General features: G+C 51.1%; 20 protein-coding genes. 15 read left to right on the top strand and 5 right to left on the bottom strand.

Translation table 11 applies throughout. The features are described from left to right. Nucleotides 1-2: 2 nt before the first annotated feature. From ACYVI1_RS21455 to ACYVI1_RS21445, 3 genes are all read right to left on the bottom strand, one after another. Nucleotides 3-146, bottom strand: a complete 144-nt coding sequence (locus ACYVI1_RS21455; RefSeq protein ID WP_460912849.1) for a hypothetical protein — start codon at nt 144-146, stop codon at nt 3-5. Between the two features lie 80 nt (nt 147-226). Further along, complete coding sequence (locus ACYVI1_RS21450; RefSeq protein WP_460912848.1) at nt 227-805, bottom strand: hypothetical protein; 579 nt, start codon at nt 803-805, stop codon at nt 227-229. A 5-nt stretch (nt 806-810) separates the two neighbouring features. Next, the gene (locus ACYVI1_RS21445) at nt 811-1,281 is read right to left on the bottom strand and encodes an ester cyclase (protein WP_460912847.1); all 471 of its coding nucleotides are present in this window, start codon (nt 1,279-1,281) and stop codon (nt 811-813) included. A 62-nt stretch (nt 1,282-1,343) separates the two neighbouring features. On the opposite strand from ACYVI1_RS21445, the gene ACYVI1_RS21440 reads away from it, so the two are divergent. Next, nucleotides 1,344-1,676: a winged helix-turn-helix transcriptional regulator gene (locus ACYVI1_RS21440; RefSeq protein WP_460912846.1), complete on the top strand. Its 333-nt coding sequence runs from the start codon at nt 1,344-1,346 to the stop codon at nt 1,674-1,676. A 15-nt stretch (nt 1,677-1,691) separates the two neighbouring features. Here ACYVI1_RS21440 and ACYVI1_RS21435 read toward each other — a convergent pair whose 3' ends face one another. Together ACYVI1_RS21435 and ACYVI1_RS21430 are read right to left on the bottom strand one after the other, a co-directional pair. Further along, entirely contained in the window at nt 1,692-2,678 is a 987-nt protein-coding gene (locus tag ACYVI1_RS21435; RefSeq protein WP_460912845.1) for a bestrophin family protein, read from the bottom strand. Nucleotides 2,679-2,706: 28 nt separating this feature from the next. Then, nucleotides 2,707-3,210, bottom strand: a complete 504-nt coding sequence (locus ACYVI1_RS21430; RefSeq protein WP_460912844.1) for a hypothetical protein — start codon at nt 3,208-3,210, stop codon at nt 2,707-2,709. Nucleotides 3,211-3,302: 92 nt separating this feature from the next. Here ACYVI1_RS21430 and ACYVI1_RS21425 point away from each other — a divergent pair, with 92 nt between their 5' ends. The 14 genes from ACYVI1_RS21425 to ACYVI1_RS21360 all read left to right on the top strand — a co-directional run bounded on the left by ACYVI1_RS21425 (nt 3,303) and on the right by ACYVI1_RS21360 (nt 19,037). Then, entirely contained in the window at nt 3,303-3,578 is a 276-nt protein-coding gene (locus ACYVI1_RS21425; RefSeq protein ID WP_460912843.1) for a hypothetical protein, read from the top strand. Next, complete coding sequence (locus ACYVI1_RS21420) at nt 3,575-3,751, top strand: SnoaL-like domain-containing protein (protein WP_460912842.1); 177 nt, start codon at nt 3,575-3,577, stop codon at nt 3,749-3,751. Before ACYVI1_RS21425 ends, ACYVI1_RS21420 begins: the two co-directional genes overlap by 4 nt. Nucleotides 3,752-3,816: 65 nt before the next feature. Beyond that, nucleotides 3,817-4,377, top strand: coding sequence for a hypothetical protein (locus tag ACYVI1_RS21415; RefSeq protein ID WP_460912841.1), 561 nt, complete (start codon nt 3,817-3,819; stop codon nt 4,375-4,377). 89 nt (nt 4,378-4,466) lie between these two features. Then, nucleotides 4,467-4,931, top strand: a complete 465-nt coding sequence (locus ACYVI1_RS21410) for a pyrophosphohydrolase domain-containing protein (protein WP_460912840.1) — start codon at nt 4,467-4,469, stop codon at nt 4,929-4,931. A 98-nt stretch (nt 4,932-5,029) separates the two neighbouring features. Continuing rightward, nucleotides 5,030-6,322 (top strand): peptidase T, encoded by a 1,293-nt coding sequence (gene pepT / locus ACYVI1_RS21405; protein ID WP_460912839.1) that lies wholly within the window; start codon nt 5,030-5,032, stop codon nt 6,320-6,322. 160 nt (nt 6,323-6,482) lie between these two features. After that, complete coding sequence (locus ACYVI1_RS21400; RefSeq protein WP_460912838.1) at nt 6,483-7,457, top strand: MBL fold metallo-hydrolase; 975 nt, start codon at nt 6,483-6,485, stop codon at nt 7,455-7,457. A gap of 253 nt (nt 7,458-7,710) precedes the next feature. Continuing rightward, a complete protein-coding gene (locus ACYVI1_RS21395; RefSeq protein ID WP_460912837.1) occupies nt 7,711-8,349 on the top strand; it encodes a ribonuclease H1 domain-containing protein in 639 nt (212 codons plus the stop codon). Nucleotides 8,350-8,426: 77 nt separating this feature from the next. Next, a complete protein-coding gene (locus ACYVI1_RS21390; protein WP_460913061.1) occupies nt 8,427-9,140 on the top strand; it encodes a tRNA1(Val) (adenine(37)-N6)-methyltransferase in 714 nt (237 codons plus the stop codon). A gap of 51 nt (nt 9,141-9,191) precedes the next feature. Beyond that, nucleotides 9,192-10,187, top strand: coding sequence for a glycosyltransferase family 2 protein (locus ACYVI1_RS21385; protein ID WP_460912836.1), 996 nt, complete (start codon nt 9,192-9,194; stop codon nt 10,185-10,187). 79 nt (nt 10,188-10,266) lie between these two features. Then, nucleotides 10,267-10,869, top strand: coding sequence for an inorganic pyrophosphatase (locus tag ACYVI1_RS21380; RefSeq protein ID WP_460912835.1), 603 nt, complete (start codon nt 10,267-10,269; stop codon nt 10,867-10,869). 175 nt (nt 10,870-11,044) lie between these two features. After that, nucleotides 11,045-12,817, top strand: coding sequence for a signal peptide peptidase SppA (sppA, locus tag ACYVI1_RS21375; RefSeq protein ID WP_460912834.1), 1,773 nt, complete (start codon nt 11,045-11,047; stop codon nt 12,815-12,817). 88 nt (nt 12,818-12,905) lie between these two features. Next, nucleotides 12,906-14,126, top strand: coding sequence for a helix-turn-helix domain-containing protein (locus ACYVI1_RS21370; protein ID WP_460912833.1), 1,221 nt, complete (start codon nt 12,906-12,908; stop codon nt 14,124-14,126). Between the two features lie 108 nt (nt 14,127-14,234). Beyond that, a complete protein-coding gene (locus tag ACYVI1_RS21365) occupies nt 14,235-15,458 on the top strand; it encodes an acyltransferase family protein (RefSeq protein WP_460913060.1) in 1,224 nt (407 codons plus the stop codon). Nucleotides 15,459-15,812: 354 nt separating this feature from the next. Beyond that, nucleotides 15,813-19,037, top strand: a complete 3,225-nt coding sequence (locus ACYVI1_RS21360) for a PQQ-dependent sugar dehydrogenase (RefSeq protein ID WP_460912832.1) — start codon at nt 15,813-15,815, stop codon at nt 19,035-19,037. The last annotated feature ends 108 nt before the right edge of the window (nt 19,038-19,145 follow it).

Genomic DNA, 19,145 nt, shown 5'->3' with positions numbered 1-19,145 from the left:
CTTTACAGCATAATATCACCCACGGGTTCCAGTTTGGCGGGAGTGCGTTCGTTACCGGGGAATTCGCTAATGTCGATTTCGATGGTGCGGCAAATGGTCGAACTGGGGATGTCGTCGGGATGACTGGATTGACGACTGATGGCCATAAATTTAGGCGTTGCCAATCAGTATTCAGACTCAATACAGGGCCATAATTTTTCGGAAAAATAAGTTCAGCCGTTCTTTGTTATAGCGTTGTGCGTTCGTGCTTATTTTCTTTAACCAATCCAGCAACCCAGGTGCCAAGCGTGAGCAATAAAGCCAGAATCAATAAGGCGTTGAATACCATTTTTGTCTGCGTCGCCATACTCGCCACTGTCACCGATAAACTGCCTGGCGACGGATAAGCGGCAAATGAAATGGCGATAAAGGCGTTCTCCACGTAATCGAAAAAGCCGGTAAGTAACGGAATGAGAAATAGCCACCGCAACCCATTTTTTCTGGAACGGAAAACCAAAAAAATCAATGATGAAAAAGTAAACGCATAAACGGCAGGAAAGAAAATATCGCAGAGCATAAAGTTCCTGTAAATGTCTCTGCCTTCTGCACCGAGGGTAGTCAAATCGGTTGTGAAACTTTCGGCTGTGTAGCCTTCAGCCTGAAGGTCAAAAGGGGTAAAGGTGGGCGATATTTTTTGCATCGATGGCGTGCTGGTGGGCAACCCCGGTGTATTCATTAAAATGTTGACTAAAATTAAAGCCCCAATGAAGATGAAAATAAACGGTTTTTTTGCCGTTCGTTCAATGACTGAATAGACTTTGTTCATGCTGTTTATTTTGATTGAAGTTGTTTTAATAAACCTAATGCATCCCAACTGCCTTTACCCATGCCGTCGGTGATTTTTCCGTTTTTAAATGTCCAGAACCAGGAGCCTTTCCAGGTTACAGATTTATTCGTTGGGCCAACACCCATGAATGTACCCTTGTGCGTGCCGCTCGCTATCCATCGGGCAGCGACCCTATCTTTTTCGGCTATCATAATATCCACAGTGATTTTTAAGTCAGGAAACGCCGTGCGGATTAAGTTTGTAAATGCCTTTTCTTCTTCGGCAAATTCAGGGACGAAATAGTTGTCAGCCACTGTTGTATCGCCTTTATTGAACAACTCATCCACGACTACGAGCATGAGTTTTTTGTTGGCGGTTGTAGAACCAATGGCTTTTTTCGTTTGTGCGGTAGCGGCCGGGCAAACCAGAAAAAAAGCGATGAGGGCAAAAAATACAGAATGTGGTTTGTTCATCATGAGACAAAGGTATACTTTCGTCTTATGGTTTCATTTAGAAACCAGTGAATACTGATTACCACATGGTAACCACAGAAAAAAAGAAGACTACGGGAAATCCCTATACTTGTCCACTAACGGCTGCTGTCGATAAAATAGGCGGACGCTGGAAGCCCATTATCCTGTTTTACCTGTCAACTGGTAGCCGCCGGTTTGGGCAATTAGCCGCCACAGTACCTATGATTTCAAAAAAAGTGCTTTCTCAGCAATTGAAAGAGCTGGCAGCGGATGGGCTTATATCGCGGGAACAGTTCAATGAAATGCCTTTGCGGGTTGAGTACTCATTGACTGATTTTGGTAAATCTGTGTTACCAATACTCAACAGCATCTGCGAATGGGGCCAGCAGTTTGTTTGAATTTCTTCCCCATTTTTATAGCATAATATCTCCCACGGGTTCCAGCTTTTCGGGGATGTGTTCGTCGCCCAGAAATTCGCGGATGTCGATTTCGATGGTGCGGCAAATGGTCGAAATAGGAATGTCGTTTACGGAGTTATCGAACGGATTTTCGCTGAATTCGCCAATCTGTTCCATTGTGAAAAACACCCAGCTAATGAGCATACTAAACGGTATGGTGAGCCACACGCCGTATTCACCCAATTTATCCATCTCCTTCAGCAGACCGAAGGGCAGCAGAAAAATGAACAGAATCACGAACACACGACTGAACACACTGTATTGCCGGAAAAGGGGCGTGGTTTTGATGCGTTCGCAGCCGCCCTGGTGATTGAATAATTCGCCGATTTGCTTCACAAAGTCCGAATGCTCGTAATCGTCGATAACGCCCGCTTTTTTCAGCCTGCCGAATTCGTGAATTTGCTTTTTCAGGGCGTGAATGGCGGTATTACTTTTTCCGGCCATCGATTCGTAATATTCCATGCGGCCCATGTCCATAAATACTTTTCGCAGCCCCTCATCGAATTTTTCGAGTTCGTTTTCTTCCGACAGGTAGTCCTGATGCAGGCTTTCTTTGCTGGTGGCCCAGGGAATGTTTTTTCTGAGTTGCAGCCGCAGAATGTTTATCCAGGCAATGTGGCGATACATAAACTCGCGCTGAATTTCCTTGTCGGGAATGATGGCGATGACCATAGCGGCCAGCGTTCGGCTGGTATTGGTGATGCTGCCCCACAGCCGACGGGCTTCCCACAGCCGGTCGTAGGCCTGGTTGTTTTTGAAGCCGACATAAAACGCCACCGCCGTGCCGATGGTGGCGATGGGCAGAAATGATATGCCAATAAACTCCAGGCCCGCCACTTTGTAAAGCAGGCAGGCGGTAAGGCTTACCAGAAAGGTGCGGAACAAATTTTTTCTGGCAAAATGCCAGAGCATTTTCGGGTGGAAATCTTTACCGATGTACATGGTAACTGTGGATGTGGTGAATAGTGGTTTACTGAACCAAATGATGTAAATAAGCCAGATAGGCGGTTCCCCGGCTCATGGCGAAATAATCGGCGAGGAGCATCAGCCCTGCCTGAATGAGCAGCCCGGCTCCCACGCCCGACCAGAATGGGCCAAGCTGGAACAACACCAATAATAAACCAACCCCCATCAGGCCCAGCTCGATGTATTTATAGGTCTGGAAACTCTGCATCACGGTTTCCATGCGCGGAATTTCGTCGGCGCTGATTTTTGAGCGGTCGTTTATGACGTAGTTTTCTACGCGGGCAATGTCTTTCGGGCTGCGGAGATAAACGGTGGTGCCGACAGTGAGCTGAATGAGGGCCACGGCCATCAGGGGCCAGGCCATGCCGTTGGTGAAGGGCCGTTTTAGCACCAGCAGAAAATACAGGCCAAGCCCCAGGGCTGCCACGCCCATCCCGAAGAAGATAAGGCTCTCCGCTTTTTCGGCATTGAAATACTGACGGATAGCCTCAGTCGTGAGGTGTTTCATGAAGTTCATATATACTAAGGATACGGGTAGGGGCTGACTATCGGCTACCTGGTTTATGTATAGACGGTTGGCCGACCGGGAAGTCATTTCCAATGCAAGGGTTAAAGCCAGTGGGAACCATCTGCCTTCTCAGGAAAACCTTTTCGGCCACCGGCAAATATACAATGGGGGTTGCTCAGCCTAAAGAATTTAGAGCACTTGCCGACCCGATTCTACCAGTTTATGCAAAACCAACGAATCATGACACCCCAGGACGTAGTTTGTATGAACTCTGTGAGGATTTCAAAATAATGGAGGCTAAAAAGAACTCTATGCTGCCGATGCCAAAAGTACTGAATCCGACCAAACTGGAATCCGGCAAACGGTGACAGGTATGGATGCCATCACCCAAAAAGGGAATCAATTTATCAGTATAGTCGAGGCTGTGCATACTACTGATACGGCCGGTTCGGCCGTATCAGGCAATTACATTTTTATGGAAATGAGCATGGACATGACCCTGAATGCCCTCCTAAAGCGGACCATCGCCCCAGCCCGATAAGCAAACGACCGCAGAAGTGAGCGATACAGCATGGAACATTGTTTAGTAACCCTTACTTTTGTTGCATGGCAAACTACCAGAATGAAGGGTTCGACCCCGAAGAAATCAGCGCACTCAAAGACGAGTGTCGGCAGGAAGGCAAATCGTTTGTTTATGTCGAAGACGATGACCTCGATGTGCTGGAAGAAGGCGAATGTGCTCATATTCAGTTTCCGGGGCACTATCAGGGCCAGGAGGTGATTTTCGATACGCTGGTCTATACGCTCCGGCTGCACCACAGCAGTTTGGTATATGAAATGGCCCTGGAGCAGGTGCGGAAAACTTTCCCGGACTATGTGCCGCCCGAAGACCGCAAACCCAGCTACAAAATTACGCCTGAGATGGAGGAAGAAGCCGAAACGGCCCTGACCGAAATCATCGAAGAGATCGAAGAAACTGAAACCGTGAAGGTACAGGAACACGTCGATGTCGATATGCAGTCCGACTATGGCATTGCGTTAGACGTTTGCCTGAACGTGGAAGAAATTACCGATGAGGTTATTGAAAAGTTTATCCGCGACTTCAACGCCAATACCCTTTCGTTAGACAACACCCTCTATTCGTTCACCAGCGAAGAAGAGAATTAATTGTGAATGATAGGGTGATTGAATGATTGAATAGATATATGCGCGACCTATTCAATCATTCAATCACTCTATCATTCAATCATTAACCCATGCAGCAACCCGACTCATTAAACCAGGTGGCGGAGTTTCACCGCACCTTTCATGCGCCTGTTTTAGAGACGCCCCAAATTCCATCCGAAGCCCGGTGTCAACTGCGGGTGTCGCTGTTGGCCGAAGAACTCGATGAACTGCGCGAGGCCATTGGCGAGGGCGATATTGTAGCTGTAGCCGACGCCCTCTGCGATTTGCAGTACGTTTTGTCGGGGGCGGTGCTGGAGTTTGGTCTGGGCGATAAATTCAACGCCCTGTTCAATGAGGTGCAGCGTTCGAACATGAGTAAAGCCTGCGGGAGTGTTGCCGAAGCGGAGGCAACCGTGGCGGAGTATCAGGCCAAAGGTGTTCCGTGTCATTTTATTGAATCGGATGGCAAGTTTCTGGTTTACCGCGATGCCGACCACAAAACGCTCAAAAGTGTGAATTACTCCCCGGCGGATTTGGCTGGAATTTTAATATAAACACGGAGAAACGGAGGTTTATATGAAGAACACAGAGAAAGCAATTAATCTCTATGTTCTCCGTGTAAACCTCCGTTTCTCTGTGTTTAAACAGAACTATGGAAAACTACCATTTCACCGAACCGCACTGGCGGACCGGTCGGACCGGCGCCGTTGACCGCTTGCTGCGCTACGTCCAGATTGACACCCAGTCGGACCCGCAATCGACGGCCAACCCCAGTACCGAAAAACAAAAGGCCCTGAGCCGGTTGCTGGTGCAGGAATTGCTCGACATGGGCGTTGCCGATGCCGAACTCGATGAATGGGGCTACGTCTACGCCACCATTCCAGCCAATACCGAAAAGACTAATGTACCAACGATTTGCTTCTGTTCACACGTCGACACCTCGCCCGATGTAACCGGCGCGGGCGTGAAACCCATTATCCACCAGAACTGGAATGGCTCGGATATTTGGCTCCCGGAACGCCAGACTACAGATGAACCCCACCAGGTTATCCGCGTGGCCGACCATCCCGATTTGACCCGCCAGGTTGGAAATGACATCATTACGGCCAGCGGCACCACGCTGCTGGGGGCCGATAACAAAGCGGGCCTGGCCGAAATCATGGATGCGACCCACTACCTGCTAACGCATCCGGAAATCAAACACGGTCGGATTCGGCTGCTCTTTACGCCCGACGAAGAAGTGGGGCGCGGTACCGAAAAGGTCGATATTCAGAAACTTGATGCCGATTTTGGCTATACCATCGATGGCGAAGCGCTCGGCACGCTCGAAGATGAAACCTTCTCGGCCGATGCCGTTAAAATCACCATTCAGGGCGTTAGTACACACCCCGGCTTTGCCAAAGGAAAACTCGAAAACGCCCTGAAAATTGCCGCTGATTTACTGGCTTCGCTGCCCAAAAACGCCCTCTCGCCCGAAACGACGGACGCTAAAGAAGGATTCGTTCACCCGACGCGGATGGAAGGCAATCAGGATCAGGCCGTACTCGAATTCATTATCCGCGACTTTACCGAAGTGGGCTTGCAGGAAAAAGAAACGTACCTGCAAAACCAACTGAACGACGTACTAATCAACTACCCCGGCTCATCGGCGAAACTGATCGTGAAGGAGCAGTACCGCAACATGAAAACCATGCTCGACCAGCACCCAGCGGTTGTCGAAAACGCCCTCGAAGCCATTCGCCGGGCGGGTTTGTCGGCTGAACGACGGAGCATTCGGGGGGGTACAGACGGCTCGCGGCTGTCGTTTATGGGCTTGCCGTGCCCTAATATTTTTGCGGGCGAACACGCGTTTCATTCGCGGCAGGAGTGGGTGTCGGTGCAGGATATGCAGAAGGCCGTTGAGGTGATTGTACACATAGCCCAGGTCTGGGAAGAGCGTTCGTAATGAGTAGATTTTGTTTATTGTTTGATGTTTCAGGTTGGCTGACGCAAGAGTTGTTGACGCGCCAGCCAACCTGAAATATCAAACATCAAACCGTTTACCTTATTCAATAAACAATCCATACAGCCTGTAGGTTGAGTAATGACATTAAAACTCAACACTGATGGAAAGTGAACTTGAACTGGATGAACCGGTTGATCTTGACACTGCCAGCAAATCGCCCTACGGCGTAACGCACGACGTAGCCGGGCTGAAAACACTGTTTGTTAACGTCTTTTTTATTGGCGAACCTGGCCAGGGGAATCCCTGGGTGCTGGTCGATGCCGGTTTGCCGGGTTATGCCAGTCAGATTAAAAAGAAAGCTGAACAACTGTTTGGCGCTGGCAACAAACCTCAGGCTCTTGTGCTCACGCACGGTCACTTCGACCACACGGGGTCGTTGAAAAGCCTGCTTAAGGAATGGGACGTGCCCGTGTACGCTCACCGGCTCGAACTGCCTTACCTGACGGGTAAGTCGAGCTATCCACCACCAGACCCGGCCATCGGCGGGGGGGCTATGGCCTACAGTTCGTTTCTGTTTCCGATTGGCCCCGACGATTTTGGCGGCCGCATTAAAGCCCTTCCTGATAATGGCATGATACCGGAACTGCCCGACTGGCGGGCTATTCATACGCCGGGTCATGCACCGGGCCACATCTCACTGTTCCGCGATAAAGACCGCACACTTCTGGCGGGTGATGCGTTCGTAACGACCAACCAGAATGCACTCACGGCTGTAGCGACACAGCGTGAAGAGTTTCATGGGCCACCGGCTTACTTCACCTGCGACTGGGAGGCCGCAAAAAAATCGGTACTTAAACTGAACAATCTCAATCCATCAGCCGCCGGAACCGGTCATGGCGTATCGGTGCGCGGGCTTGACCTCGAACTGGGCCTGAACCGGCTGGCGCACGATTTCGACGCCCGCTCCATACCGTCGGAGGGGCGGTATGTGAAACAAGCGGCTGTGACGGATGAGAACGGGATTGTGGATATGCCCAGCCCTGTATCGTTCCACGCAGCGCGCATCATGACGTTGAGCGTAGTCGTGGGGCTGGCGTTGTATTTGCTCTGGTCGGCCAGGAGCGACGATGAGTGAGGGATGAAAATAGAACAAATAGATAAAAAGGATTGCTGACATCGGCAATCCTTTTTTGTTGACATCGAGCGAAGGTCAGAAAATGGGAAGCTGTTTAGGATTACAGAAAGTGGTTTCCATGCGCGTCATGCCGAAACAACGGGGCCGCCCGTGCGGTTCGGCATGACGCGCCACCCTCTGAGAGCAAGTCAAAATGAGAATCCTAAACAGCTTCTGGATTATGTCGTTTATTTTTGCGGAAAGAAACGCTGCAATGCCCCAGAAAAAAACTAAATTTTACGTTGTCTGGCAGGGTCGAAAGCCCGGCGTGTACGACAGTTGGGAGGAGGCCAAAGCCCAAACCGATGGGTTCGCTAAACCATTGTTCAAATCGTTCGACAGCAAACCAGCCGCCCTGAAAGCCTTTAAAGACAAGCCCCACACCCACATTGGCCAAACGCCAAAACCAACTGGTAAACAGGGAAAACTGGTCGGTTTGGTGGGCGACCCCATTCAGGATAGTTTAGTGGTCGATGCGGCCTGGAACACCGCTACCGGCGATATGGAATACCAGGGGATTTACTTAGCCACGAAGCAAAAACTGTTTTTGAAAGGCCCCTATGCCGACGGTACCAACAACATTGGTGAGTTTCTGGCTATTGTTCACGCATTGGCCTTGCTTCACCAGAAGGGCAGCAATATTCCCGTTTACTCCGATTCGAGAACAGCCATCGGCTGGGTCAACAAGAAGAAAGCCAATACCAAACTCGAAGAAACGCCCCACAATGCCGAACTCTTCGACCTCCTCGACCGGGCCGAAACCTGGCTTCAAACCCACCGATTCGCCAATCCGGTTCTGAAATGGGAAACCACCGTCTGGGGTGAAAATCCCGCTGATTTTGGCCGGAAGTAAGGTCAACGTGTCAGGTTTTATGGTCAACTGTGCGTCTGCAACCTGAAACTCGATACATAGAACGTGACACAAAAAGCGTGTTTTCCTTTAAACAATTCACCATCCGGCAAGAGCGCACGGCCATGAAGGTCTGCACCGATGCCTGCGTGCTGGGTGCCTATGCCGACGTCGGTATAGGGGGAAACGTGCTGGATATCGGCACCGGAACGGGCCTGCTGGCACTCATGGCGGCACAGCGAAATCCAACGGCAACAATCGATGCCGTGGAGGTGGATAACGACGCTGTTGGCCAGGCTACCGGTAATGTAGCCGCCAGCCCGTTCACCAACCGCGTGCGGGTAATACACGACCGAATTCAGGCGTTTAGTAGCGAGGTTTTATACGACCGAATTCTCACCAATCCACCATTCTACACCCACCATCTTCGTTCGCCCGACCCGGCGGTGAATCGCGCCCTGCATACCGACGATCTGCCACTCCCGGAGCTTCTTGCCGCTGTTACCCGATTGCTAAAATCCGACGGGCAATGGTGGGTTTTGCTGCCACCCTACGAAGCCAGGAAAGTGGCTGATTTGGCGCAGGCTGCGGGGTTGTGGCCTTTTCAGCGGCTTTCAGTGCGGCACCATGCCCAAAAGCCCGTCTTTCGGACGATTGCGGGGTTTTCGTTTGAAAAAAGGCAGGTTGTGGAAGAAACACTGAACATTCACGAAATCAACGGACAAAACCAGTCGGGCGGTAACTACACGGCAGAATTTCGGGCATTGCTCGACGACTTTTACCTGATATTCTGAAAACTTGCGCTACTTTGCGATAATCTTTGCGCTCTGTGCGTTTAGAAAGACATGACCGAAACGCTTCAACTGACCGTTCTGATTCCACTCTATAACGAAGAAGAGTCGTTGCCCGAACTGCACGATTGGATTGTTCGGGTCGTACTGGAACATCAGTTTACCTATGAAATCCTGTTTGTCGACGACGGCAGTACCGACGATTCATGGACCGTTATCGAACGGCTGGCCAGTATGAATCCGCATGTACGCGGTATTCGGTTCAACCGCAATAACGGCAAAACAGCGGGGCTGCAAACGGGTTTCCAGGCGGCACGAGGGCAGGTAGTGATTACGATGGATGCCGATTTGCAGGACAGCCCCGACGAAATACCGGAACTGTACCGGATGATTACCGAGGAAAAATACGACCTTGTGTCGGGCTGGAAACAGAAACGATACGATCCTATTACCAAAACGCTGCCAACCAAACTCTTTAACTCGGTTTCGCGCTGGATTTCGGGCGTCCAACTCCACGATTTCAACTGTGGCCTGAAAGCGTATCGGCAAAAAGTGGTGAAAACCATTGCGCCGGCTCTCTACGGCGATATGCACCGGAATCTGCCGATTGTGGCCAACTGGAACGGGTTTAGCCGCATTGGCGAGAAAATTGTGCAACACCGTGCCCGCAAATACGGCACCACTAAATTCGGTATCGAACGCTTTGTGAATGGTTTTTTAGACGTGCTTGTGATTGCCTTTGTGCATCGGTTCAGCAAGCGGCCCATGCACTTTTTCGGTACCTTTGGCACCTTGTCGTTCTTTGTTGGTACGGTGCTGGCAGTGTACCTTATCGTTGAGAAACTAATTCATATTTCGCAGGGCGTCAAGTTTCGTAATGCGACCGAAAACCCGCTGTTCTACTTTGGTTTGGTTGCCATTATTCTCGGCGTTCAGTTGTTTCTGGCGGGCTTCATTGGCGAAATGCTCGTGCGGCAGTCGCTGGGTAAATCCGGCGATTCGCTCGTTGCCGAACGGGTCGGTTTTTCCGAACAAAAAGTGCCGGTATAGGCAAGAATTGAGTAAGTAGACCCAAGCGTGTTTGACCAATTAACTACCATAAATCAATTAAATCTTTAGTTACAACCTGATGAAAAGTAATTTTAAAGCCCACCCCTGGCACGGCATTCCCATTGGCGATTTAGCGCCTAAGCAAGTGACCGTCTTTATCGAGATTGTACCCACCGATACGGTAAAATACGAAATTGATAAGGCCACAGGCTACCTCAAAATTGACCGCCCCCAGCAGTACTCCAACGTACTGCCCGCCCTCTATGGCTTTGTGCCTCAAACCTTCTGTGGTGACCAGATTGCCAGACTCGCAACCGAAAAGTCGGGCCGGGTGGTAGAAAAAGGGGACGGCGACCCGCTCGACATCTGTGTGCTGACCGAGCGCGAAATCACCCACGGCGATCTGATTTTGCAGGCTATACCCATCGGTGGCTTTCGGATGATCGACAAGGGCGAGGCCGACGATAAAATTATTGCCGTGCTGAAAGGTGATGCCATGTACGGGCAATATACCGAACTTGCCCAACTGCCCGAAGCCGTCGTGAAACGGTTGCGGCACTACTTCCTGACCTATAAAACCCTGCCCGACGAACCCGCCATGATGGAACTGGCGAACGTATACGGGCAGTCCGAAGCCTGGGAAGTTATTCAAACCTCCATCAATGACTATAAACTGATGTAGAAAAAGCGGGGTGCGTGGAGCACACAGTGGATCCCTGCTCGCTGCCCCGTGCTCCACGCATTTTCTACCACTTATCAACCTAATCATACTCTCAACACTTTTGTAGCCCGGAATACAGATTTCCGGGCTATTTTTGTAATAACCTGTTAAAAAAAATTCTTATTTGTTCATATTCATGCGACAGTTTCTTAAATACGTTCTGGCCACCATCATTGGTCTGCTGTTGTTTTCCTTCATTGGGTTTCTGCTGCTCATTGGAATCGGAACGGCCATCTCGTCCTCATCCGACAAAAAGACGACTGTTAAGGAAAATACAGTCTTAAAACTGGAATTGGTTAAACCGATTGAGGAGCGAAGTTCCGATAATCCCTTCAGCAGCTTTGGGCCGGTGAGCGGTACAGGTGATGCCATTGGGCTGGTCGAATTAAAACGAGCGCTCAAAGAAGCTAAAGACGACGATAACATCAAGGGTATTTACCTTCAGACCGAAGGCCCAATGGCAGGCTGGGCCTCGCTTGAAGAAGTTCGTAACGCCCTGATTGACTTCAAACAGTCGAAGAAGTTTGTGTATGCCTACGCGGAGGGAATGAACGAAAAAGGGTATTACATCGCATCGGTAGCCGATAAAATTTATCTCAACCCCGCCGGTGATTTAGAGTGGAATGGCCTCAACGCTGAACTGTCGTTCTTTAAAGGCACCCTGGATAAACTCGGCCTGAAACCCGAAATCTTTAAAGTGGGCGACTTCAAAAGTGCCGTTGAGCCGTTTATCCGCGAGAACATGAGCGACCCCAACCGCCTGCAGGTTACCTCGTTTCTGAATTCGATAAACGACCACATGCTGGTGCGGGTGGCGCAAAGCCGGGGCCTGCGGGTCGATTCGCTCAAGCGCTATGCCGACAAACTCACCATTCAGACCCCCGAAGATGCCCTGCGAACAAAACTTATTACCAATGTGGGCCATCAGGATGAACTGGAAACCCTGATTCGCAAGCAGTTGGGTATTGAGGAAAAGAAAAAAATCAATTACGTGACGCTGGGTAAATACGTCGACGCCGAAAAGAAAGACAGTGACGAAAGCGGCAGCGGCTCAAACCGGATTGCCGTAATTATAGCCTCGGGCGACATTAACTCCGGCAAGAGTGGTGACAACAGCATCGGTTCCGAAACCATTGTGGACGAACTCCGCAAAGCCCGTTTAGACGACAAAGTGAAAGCCATCGTGTTGCGCGTCAACTCGGGCGGAGGCAGCGCGCTGGCGTCAGACGTGATGTACCGCGAGGTGGAACTGGCCAAAAAAGCGAAGCCCGTTATTGGCTCCATGTCCGACTATGCGGCTTCGGGCGGCTATTACATGCTCATGGGCTGCAACAAAATTGTCGCGCAGCCGAACACCATTACGGGGTCTATCGGCGTATTTGCCCTGCTGTTCAATACCGAGGGCTTTTTTAAAGACAAGCTCGGCGTTACCTACGACCGGGTGAAAACCAATGAGAACGCTGATTTCCCGACAGCTACCCACGAGATGACACCGTTTCAGAAACAAGTCATCCAACGCTCAACAGAGCGAATCTATGCCGAATTTACGGGCAAGGCGGCTGCCGGTCGTAAGTTGCCGGTTGATAGCATCCGGGCCATCGCGGGCGGGCGCGTCTGGACCGGCACTCAGGGCAAAGCCATCGGGCTGGTCGATCAACTGGGTGGTTTAGACGATGCCATCAACCTGGCAGCTCAGACGGCTAAGCTCAAAGAAGGCGATTATAAACTGAGGTATCAGCCCCGTAAAAAGGAGTTTTTCGAGCAACTGATGAACTCGTTCGGGGGCGATGAGGAAGCGAAAATTCAGGCGCAGCTTGGCGAGCTGGCTCCGTATGTGAAGTACCTGAAGAAACTCAAAACAATGGAAGGCGTTCAGATGCGGATGCCGTTTGAAGTCGATATTCGATAGTAAATTTGGTTTGCGGGTGTTTAGACCTAAAAGGTTTTCAAAACCGTTTAGGTCTTTTTTTTATCTTGCGTAATCCAATTCGCGTCTGATGCAGACTCTTCCCATTCACCTCGACCTGTTTGCGCTCATAATTTTCTTAGGCGTGGCGCAGGGTATCTTTCTTGGCGGCTTCTTTCTCACCGGTGAGCGGGGGCGGAGTGTGGCCAACCGATGTCTGGGCTGGTTTACGCTGGCACTGTCGGCGGTGAGTGGCGAAATATTTCTGAACTACACGAACTACACGTTTCGGCTACTCTGGACGGGCGATTTTGCCGAGCCGTTCAATTTCGTACTGGGGCCGTTGTTTTACTTCTTCGTTTTCAGTCGTCTCTGGCAGCGATTGCCGGGCCGGTGGGGCTGGCACCTCCTGCCGTTTGGCATCTGGCTGCTTAATTCAGTGACGTGGCTTTATCAACCGGTTGAGTTCAAGTATAATTCGTATGTCAGTTCTCAGCATCCCGAATTGCCCTATGTGTCACAACAGCCGTATTGGGAAGACGATTTAACGGGCCTGCGTGATTTCATTAATGAGATGACACTGCTCAGTTGCGTGGTGTATGCGGTGCTGGCACTGCTGGCAATTCGCAGCGCGAGCCGCCGGGATAAGGCCTTAGGGTTATCCGCCAGGTTCCAGTCAATGCGTTTTTTAAGCTGGGTGTTTGCGCTGGTCCCGATTCTGATTATTGTAGTGAAACCGCAGTTTTATCATGATGTGGGCGATTACCTGCTGGCCACGTACATGGCCGCTACGATTTATGCGACGAGTTTCTTAGTCATGCGCGGCTCCGATTTTTTTCGGAATGAACCCATACCTGACCCTCAACCCGATCCGCTGGCTGTGGCGCCGGAATCACCCGCCGAAACGAAACGAAAATACGAAAAGTCGACGTTGCCCGAAGAGGTTGAAGATGCCATGCTGACCAAACTCAATCAATTGCTCAAAACCGAAAAACCGTACCTGCAAAGCGACCTGTCGCTGCCCAAATTAGCCGAACGGCTGAATACAACCCCGCACCACCTCTCCCAACTGCTCAACGACCGGCTGGGCCAAAATTTTTTCGACTGGCTGGCCACCTACCGCATCGCCGAAGCCCAAATTCTGCTGAATAATCCGGTGGCCATGCATCTCAAAATCGACGAGATTGCCGAGCGCGTCGGCTACAACTCCCCCTCGGCCTTTCATACGGCGTTTAAGCGCATCACCGACCAAACGCCCGCCCAGTTTCGGGCTAATAGGGTAGGAAAAAAGCCTATAGAGCCTGGCAGTTGAGTATCAATGGATTCGTCCCGGTCGGCGTGAACTTCTCGGTTATCGGGAAATAGGGCTTTTCGGGTAGTTTGGGGCCAGTTTTGCCGTATGAAATCAAACGACGACCTTATGCAGCCTGCACCCCATTCGCCCATTTCTGGTTCCACACTCGCTGCTCCTGGCACAAGACGCTACGACCTCGACTGGCTGCGTGTCATCGCCATTCTGACGCTGCTCTTTTACCATACCGGCATGATCTACGTGTCGTGGGGCTGGCATATCAAAAGTGCCGAACACAGCCAGCCGATGGAAGAAGTCATGCGCTGGCTGCACCGCTGGCGGATGCCGCTACTGTTTTTTATTTCGGGCGCAGGAACATTTTTTGCCCTCAGAAAACGCTCCTTTGGCACGTATGCCGGTGAGCGCGTCCGGCGGTTATTTGTGCCGTTGGTGTTTGGCATGTTCGTGATTGTGCCGCCCCAGATTTACATTGAGTGGCTGTTTCGGGGCCGCTTTGCCGGGAGTTATACCGAGTTTTATCCCGAAGTAGTCAAGTTTCAGTCGTATCACGACGGCGGCACGGGCGGGGCGTTTAGCTGGCATCACCTGTGGTTTATTTGTTATTTATTTTTCTACTCGCTGCTGAGTATTCCGGTTTTCCGTTGGCTCAAAAGCGAGGCTGGCCAGCGTTTCACGGACCGGATTGGTCGATTAATTGCCCGACCAGGCGGGGCAATGTGGCTGGGGGCTGTGGTAATTTTTATCAGTCAGATTACGCTAAAACCCTACTTCCCGGATGAAACCCACGCACTGACTAACGACTGGGCATATTTCGTCAAAAATCTCCTTCTTTTCTGGCTTGGCTACCTCTTCATCAGCCGACCGGCTTTCTGGCAAATCCTGACCGACCAGCGACGGATTTTATTGACGGGAACGCTCATCTGCACAGTTCTACTCTATAGCATTCGGGCGGTGTACGATACGGAAGGGCCTGATGTTCTGGCCTGGGAAATCGCTTATCTAATTAATACAGACTGTCTGACGTGGTTTTCGGTACTGGCAACCATTGCCTACGGCTATCGATATCTAAACATAAATCATCCCATTCTGCCGCATTTGAACGAAGCCGTTTACCCGTTCTACATCCTGCACCAGACCGTTATCGTCCTGATTGGCTATTATGTCCTAACCCGAACCAACTTAGGCGTTTACGATGGGTTTTTGGTTGTAAGTTTCTCGTCCTTAGTGGCTTGCGTGGCTATTTACCTGCTCCTGATTCGTCCGTTTAAACTGACGCGGGTATTTTTTGGGCTAAAGCCAACAAAATCTACCAGGATGAGGTCCGACGCCTAAAAAGTTGACCATCCCCAACCGAGTGTCGGCCGGCCGCTTCTAAAAAATAGGAGAGACTGGGCCGGCGCTTTGGCTGGAGTGGTCAGAAAACCCGACAAAGCAGGCTCGTTGGTGTTAATAGAAATTCAAAAAAATGAAATTTTAAGGAAATAATTTTAAATAATAAATAATTAATAAGACTAATATTTTTATTTAATGATAAATAGTAACAATTTAGTCACTCGCTGGTCAATACGACTATACAGGTACGTTAAGGGTGACCTTTGGCAGCTATCAAGCTAATCTGGAGGGTTGCGTTGTCAGCGTAGGCTAACACTAAACGTTTACTGACAGGCTCACTAACATCAGGTTACTATGAAAACTCTATTTTCTACATGCATTAGGCTGGTCTACCCGGTTCAGTCGGTTTCCTTATTCCACCCGCTCGCAGTAGTCCTGATGTCAGTGGCTCTGTTGCTGACGGGGCACCGAACGGCTGCTCAAACATTCCCGGCCAATTTTGCCAGTGTTCAGATAGCCACCGGTCTTGATCCGGTAGGGCTGGACAGTGCCCCCGACGGACGGATTTTCATCACCGAAAAAAGCGGTAAGGTCAGAATCGTTAAAAATGGGGCGTTGTTACCAACTCCCTTTGTTACAATCCCCAACGTAGACAATGTTAATGAGCGGGGGCTGCAGGGAATTGTGCTGGACCCCAACTTCAATGCCAACAACTTTGTGTATGTGTATTATACCTACAAAGCGCCCGGTGGTTCGGTTAGTAACAACCGGGTGAGCCGGTTTACGGCCAGTGGCGATGTGGCCCTGGCCGGTAGTGAAGTTGTTCTGCTCAATATCGACCCTTTATCGTCGGCCGGTAACCACAACGGCGGCTCCATGGCTTTTAAGGACGGAAAATTATTGATTACCGTTGGCGAGAATGCCAATGGGGCCAATTCGCAGTCGTTCACTACCCTCAAGGGCAAAATTCTTCGACTCAACCCTGACGGAAGCATCCCGACAGACAACCCGTATTACAGTTCGACAACGGGTAATAACCGGTCAATCTGGGCATTAGGCTTGCGTAACCCCTTCCGGATAGCCGTTCAGCCGGGTACAGGAATCATCGTTATTAACGATGTGGGCCAAAGCAGTTATGAGGAAATCAACCAGGGCTTAGCCGGTAAGAACTATGGCTGGCCCGGCATTGAAGGGTTCAGAACTACCCAGACGCCCCCGGCCAATTATCAGGATCCAGCCTATGCCTATAACCACAGTTCGGGGTGTTCAATTACGGCCGGTGAGTTCTACAACCCGCCGACTGCTCAGTTTCCGGCTCAATATGTGGGCAAGTACTTTTTTGCGGATTATTGCGGGGGATGGATAAAAACCATTGATCCGGTCACAAAGTCCTTAGCCACCTTTGCCACCGGTCTGAACCGGCCTGTAGCCATACGAACCGGGCAGGATGGCAGTATGTACATCCTTGCGCGGGCTGGCATCGGTGGCGGCTCCGATGCCGACAATACATCGAGCAATAACGGAATTCTGCTGAAAGTAACGTATACGGGAAATGGGATGCCGGTTATTGCCGCCCAGCCGTTAAGCAAAACCGCATCGGTTGGCGAGTCGGTTACCTTTTCGGTGTCGGCCTCCGGCACACCCGCGCCAGCCTATCAGTGGCAGCGAAATGGAGTCGCTATTTCGGGCGCCACATCGGTCAGCTACGTTATCCCAGCCGTGTCTCCAGGCGATAACGGAGCTGTCTTTAAGGTAGTGGTCAGCAATACGGCGGGAAGTGTTACCAGCAACAATGCCACGCTGACCGTGCTGAGTACGCAAAAACCGACCGCCACCATTACCACGCCCGTGGTGGGGAAAACCTATACGGCAGGCGATGTGATTCAGTTTTCCGGGACGGGTACAGATGCCCAGGGCAACCCCCTGCCTGCCAGTGCGCTTACCTGGAAAGTGGATCTGTATCACTACGATTCTCCCGGCCATTTTCACCCGGTTTTAGCGGCCACTACCGGCATCAGTTCAGGAAGTTTCACCATACCGGTATCGGGCGAAACCTCGCCAAATGTGCTTTACCGAATCTACCTCACCGTAACGGACTCGAACGGCGCGACCAGTACCAGCACCGTTGATGTGAATCCGATCCGGTCGGTGATTACGTTAGCCACTGAGCCCGCCGGGTTAACTGTAAAATTTGATGGTGCACTTGTAACCACACCGTTTACGTTTACGGGCGTGAGTGGGGTTACCCGAAGCCTGGAGGCTTTGGATCAGTCAAAAAACGGTTCGGCCTATACATTTTACGCCTGGTCTGATGGGGGAGCCGCCACGCATACACTCACCACCCCAGCCGCTACAACAACGATTACGGCGACTTATATCCGCTCCGCCGATGTCGTGTCGGGTTTGACCGGCGGGGTGAGCTACACGTATGTGGAGGGGGCTTATGCCACGCTGCCCGCCTTTGCCACGCTTACGCCGGTAAAAACAGGTCTAACGCCTGATTTTAACCTTAGCCCAAGAAACCGGGACGATGATTTTGCCTTTCGGTTTAAAGGCTACGTCGATTTGCCAACAGATGGAAAATACTTCTTTTTTACGCAATCCGATGATGGAAGCCGTCTGGCCATCGGCAACACGACGGTCGTTGATAACGATGGCCTTCATGGAACGCTTGAGAAGTCTGGAGCCGCTTATTTAAGGGCCGGAAAGCATGCGATAGAGGTCACTTTTTTTGAACGTACCGGCGGCCAGATTTTGTCCGTAGGGTATGAAGGGCCAGGTATCTCCAAAAAAACGATTCCCGCTGCTGTGCTTTTCAGCGTTCCTGAGAGCACAACCACGACGGCTCCGTTGGCGAATGGAATTTATGAACTCGAACCCCAGCACGCGATTGGTAAACGGCTGACCATTAGCGGGGCAAGTATAGAGGATGGCACGGAGGCTCAGATAGCGACAGCGAATGGGGCGGCTTCCCAGTCCTGGAAACTGACCAATGTGAGCGGAGGTATTTATGAGCTGGAGCCGCAACATGCGCTGTCGAAACGACTTGATGTAAGCGGCAGCAGCCCGGCCGATGGCGCCAAAGTTCAACTCTGGCCGGGTAATTTATCGACCGCCCAGCGTTGGAAACTCATCGATAAAGGAAACAATACCTTCGAACTCGAACCCCAGTGTGCCCCCGGCAATCGGCTTGACGTGTTGGGTGCCGCCACAACGTATGGCGCCAGCGTGGTTAGCCGGACAGCTACCGGAGGCACTAATCAGCTCTGGAAGCTGACGTTCAAATCGGCGGCCCGCCGGGCGGCAGAAGCCAGACCAGCGAGTCTGTTGCTGGCTAACTATCCGAATCCGTTCGGTCAGAAAACCACGATTACCTTTCAATTGCCCGCACAAGCCCGGCACTGCCTGCTCCAGATTCACAACCTACAGGGCGAATTGGTGCGAAGCATCGACGTGTCGGCCAATCGGGAAGGGAGCTATCAGTTCAGTCGGGAGGATTTGCCCGCAGGCGTCTACGTGTATAGCCTGGTGGCCGATGGCGCCCGGAAAGCCAGCAGGCGACTGATTGTTCTGAAATAAGCAGCCCGTTTAGCGTGGGTTTTGCCCGTCGGGAGAATACAGTCCTGCAAATCAAGTTGTTTGGTCTCAGTCGTTGTCAACCTGGTTCTCTGACAATTTTTGTGGTTG

It is taken from the genome of Spirosoma areae (assembly GCF_054781775.1).
The sequence above is the reverse complement of the archived record's forward strand: the minus strand, read 5'-3'. Positions and strand labels throughout refer to the sequence as shown.

Coding starts and splice junctions, on each gene's coding strand:
- ACYVI1_RS21455 (WP_460912849.1), bottom strand. CDS start 146: ATGGCCATCAGTCGTCAATCCAGTCATCCCGACGACATCCCCAGTTCG.
- ACYVI1_RS21450 (WP_460912848.1), bottom strand. CDS start 805: ATGAACAAAGTCTATTCAGTCATTGAACGAACGGCAAAAAAACCGTTT.
- ACYVI1_RS21445 (WP_460912847.1), bottom strand. CDS start 1,281: ATGATGAACAAACCACATTCTGTATTTTTTGCCCTCATCGCTTTTTTT.
- ACYVI1_RS21440 (WP_460912846.1), top strand. CDS start 1,344: ATGGTAACCACAGAAAAAAAGAAGACTACGGGAAATCCCTATACTTGT.
- ACYVI1_RS21435 (WP_460912845.1), bottom strand. CDS start 2,678: ATGTACATCGGTAAAGATTTCCACCCGAAAATGCTCTGGCATTTTGCC.
- ACYVI1_RS21430 (WP_460912844.1), bottom strand. CDS start 3,210: ATGAAACACCTCACGACTGAGGCTATCCGTCAGTATTTCAATGCCGAA.
- ACYVI1_RS21425 (WP_460912843.1), top strand. CDS start 3,303: ATGCAAGGGTTAAAGCCAGTGGGAACCATCTGCCTTCTCAGGAAAACC.
- ACYVI1_RS21415 (WP_460912841.1), top strand. CDS start 3,817: ATGGCAAACTACCAGAATGAAGGGTTCGACCCCGAAGAAATCAGCGCA.
- ACYVI1_RS21410 (WP_460912840.1), top strand. CDS start 4,467: ATGCAGCAACCCGACTCATTAAACCAGGTGGCGGAGTTTCACCGCACC.
- pepT (WP_460912839.1), top strand. CDS start 5,030: ATGGAAAACTACCATTTCACCGAACCGCACTGGCGGACCGGTCGGACC.
- ACYVI1_RS21400 (WP_460912838.1), top strand. CDS start 6,483: ATGGAAAGTGAACTTGAACTGGATGAACCGGTTGATCTTGACACTGCC.
- ACYVI1_RS21395 (WP_460912837.1), top strand. CDS start 7,711: ATGCCCCAGAAAAAAACTAAATTTTACGTTGTCTGGCAGGGTCGAAAG.
- ACYVI1_RS21385 (WP_460912836.1), top strand. CDS start 9,192: ATGACCGAAACGCTTCAACTGACCGTTCTGATTCCACTCTATAACGAA.
- ACYVI1_RS21380 (WP_460912835.1), top strand. CDS start 10,267: ATGAAAAGTAATTTTAAAGCCCACCCCTGGCACGGCATTCCCATTGGC.
- sppA (WP_460912834.1), top strand. CDS start 11,045: ATGCGACAGTTTCTTAAATACGTTCTGGCCACCATCATTGGTCTGCTG.
- ACYVI1_RS21370 (WP_460912833.1), top strand. CDS start 12,906: ATGCAGACTCTTCCCATTCACCTCGACCTGTTTGCGCTCATAATTTTC.
- ACYVI1_RS21365 (WP_460913060.1), top strand. CDS start 14,235: ATGCAGCCTGCACCCCATTCGCCCATTTCTGGTTCCACACTCGCTGCT.
- ACYVI1_RS21360 (WP_460912832.1), top strand. CDS start 15,813: ATGAAAACTCTATTTTCTACATGCATTAGGCTGGTCTACCCGGTTCAG.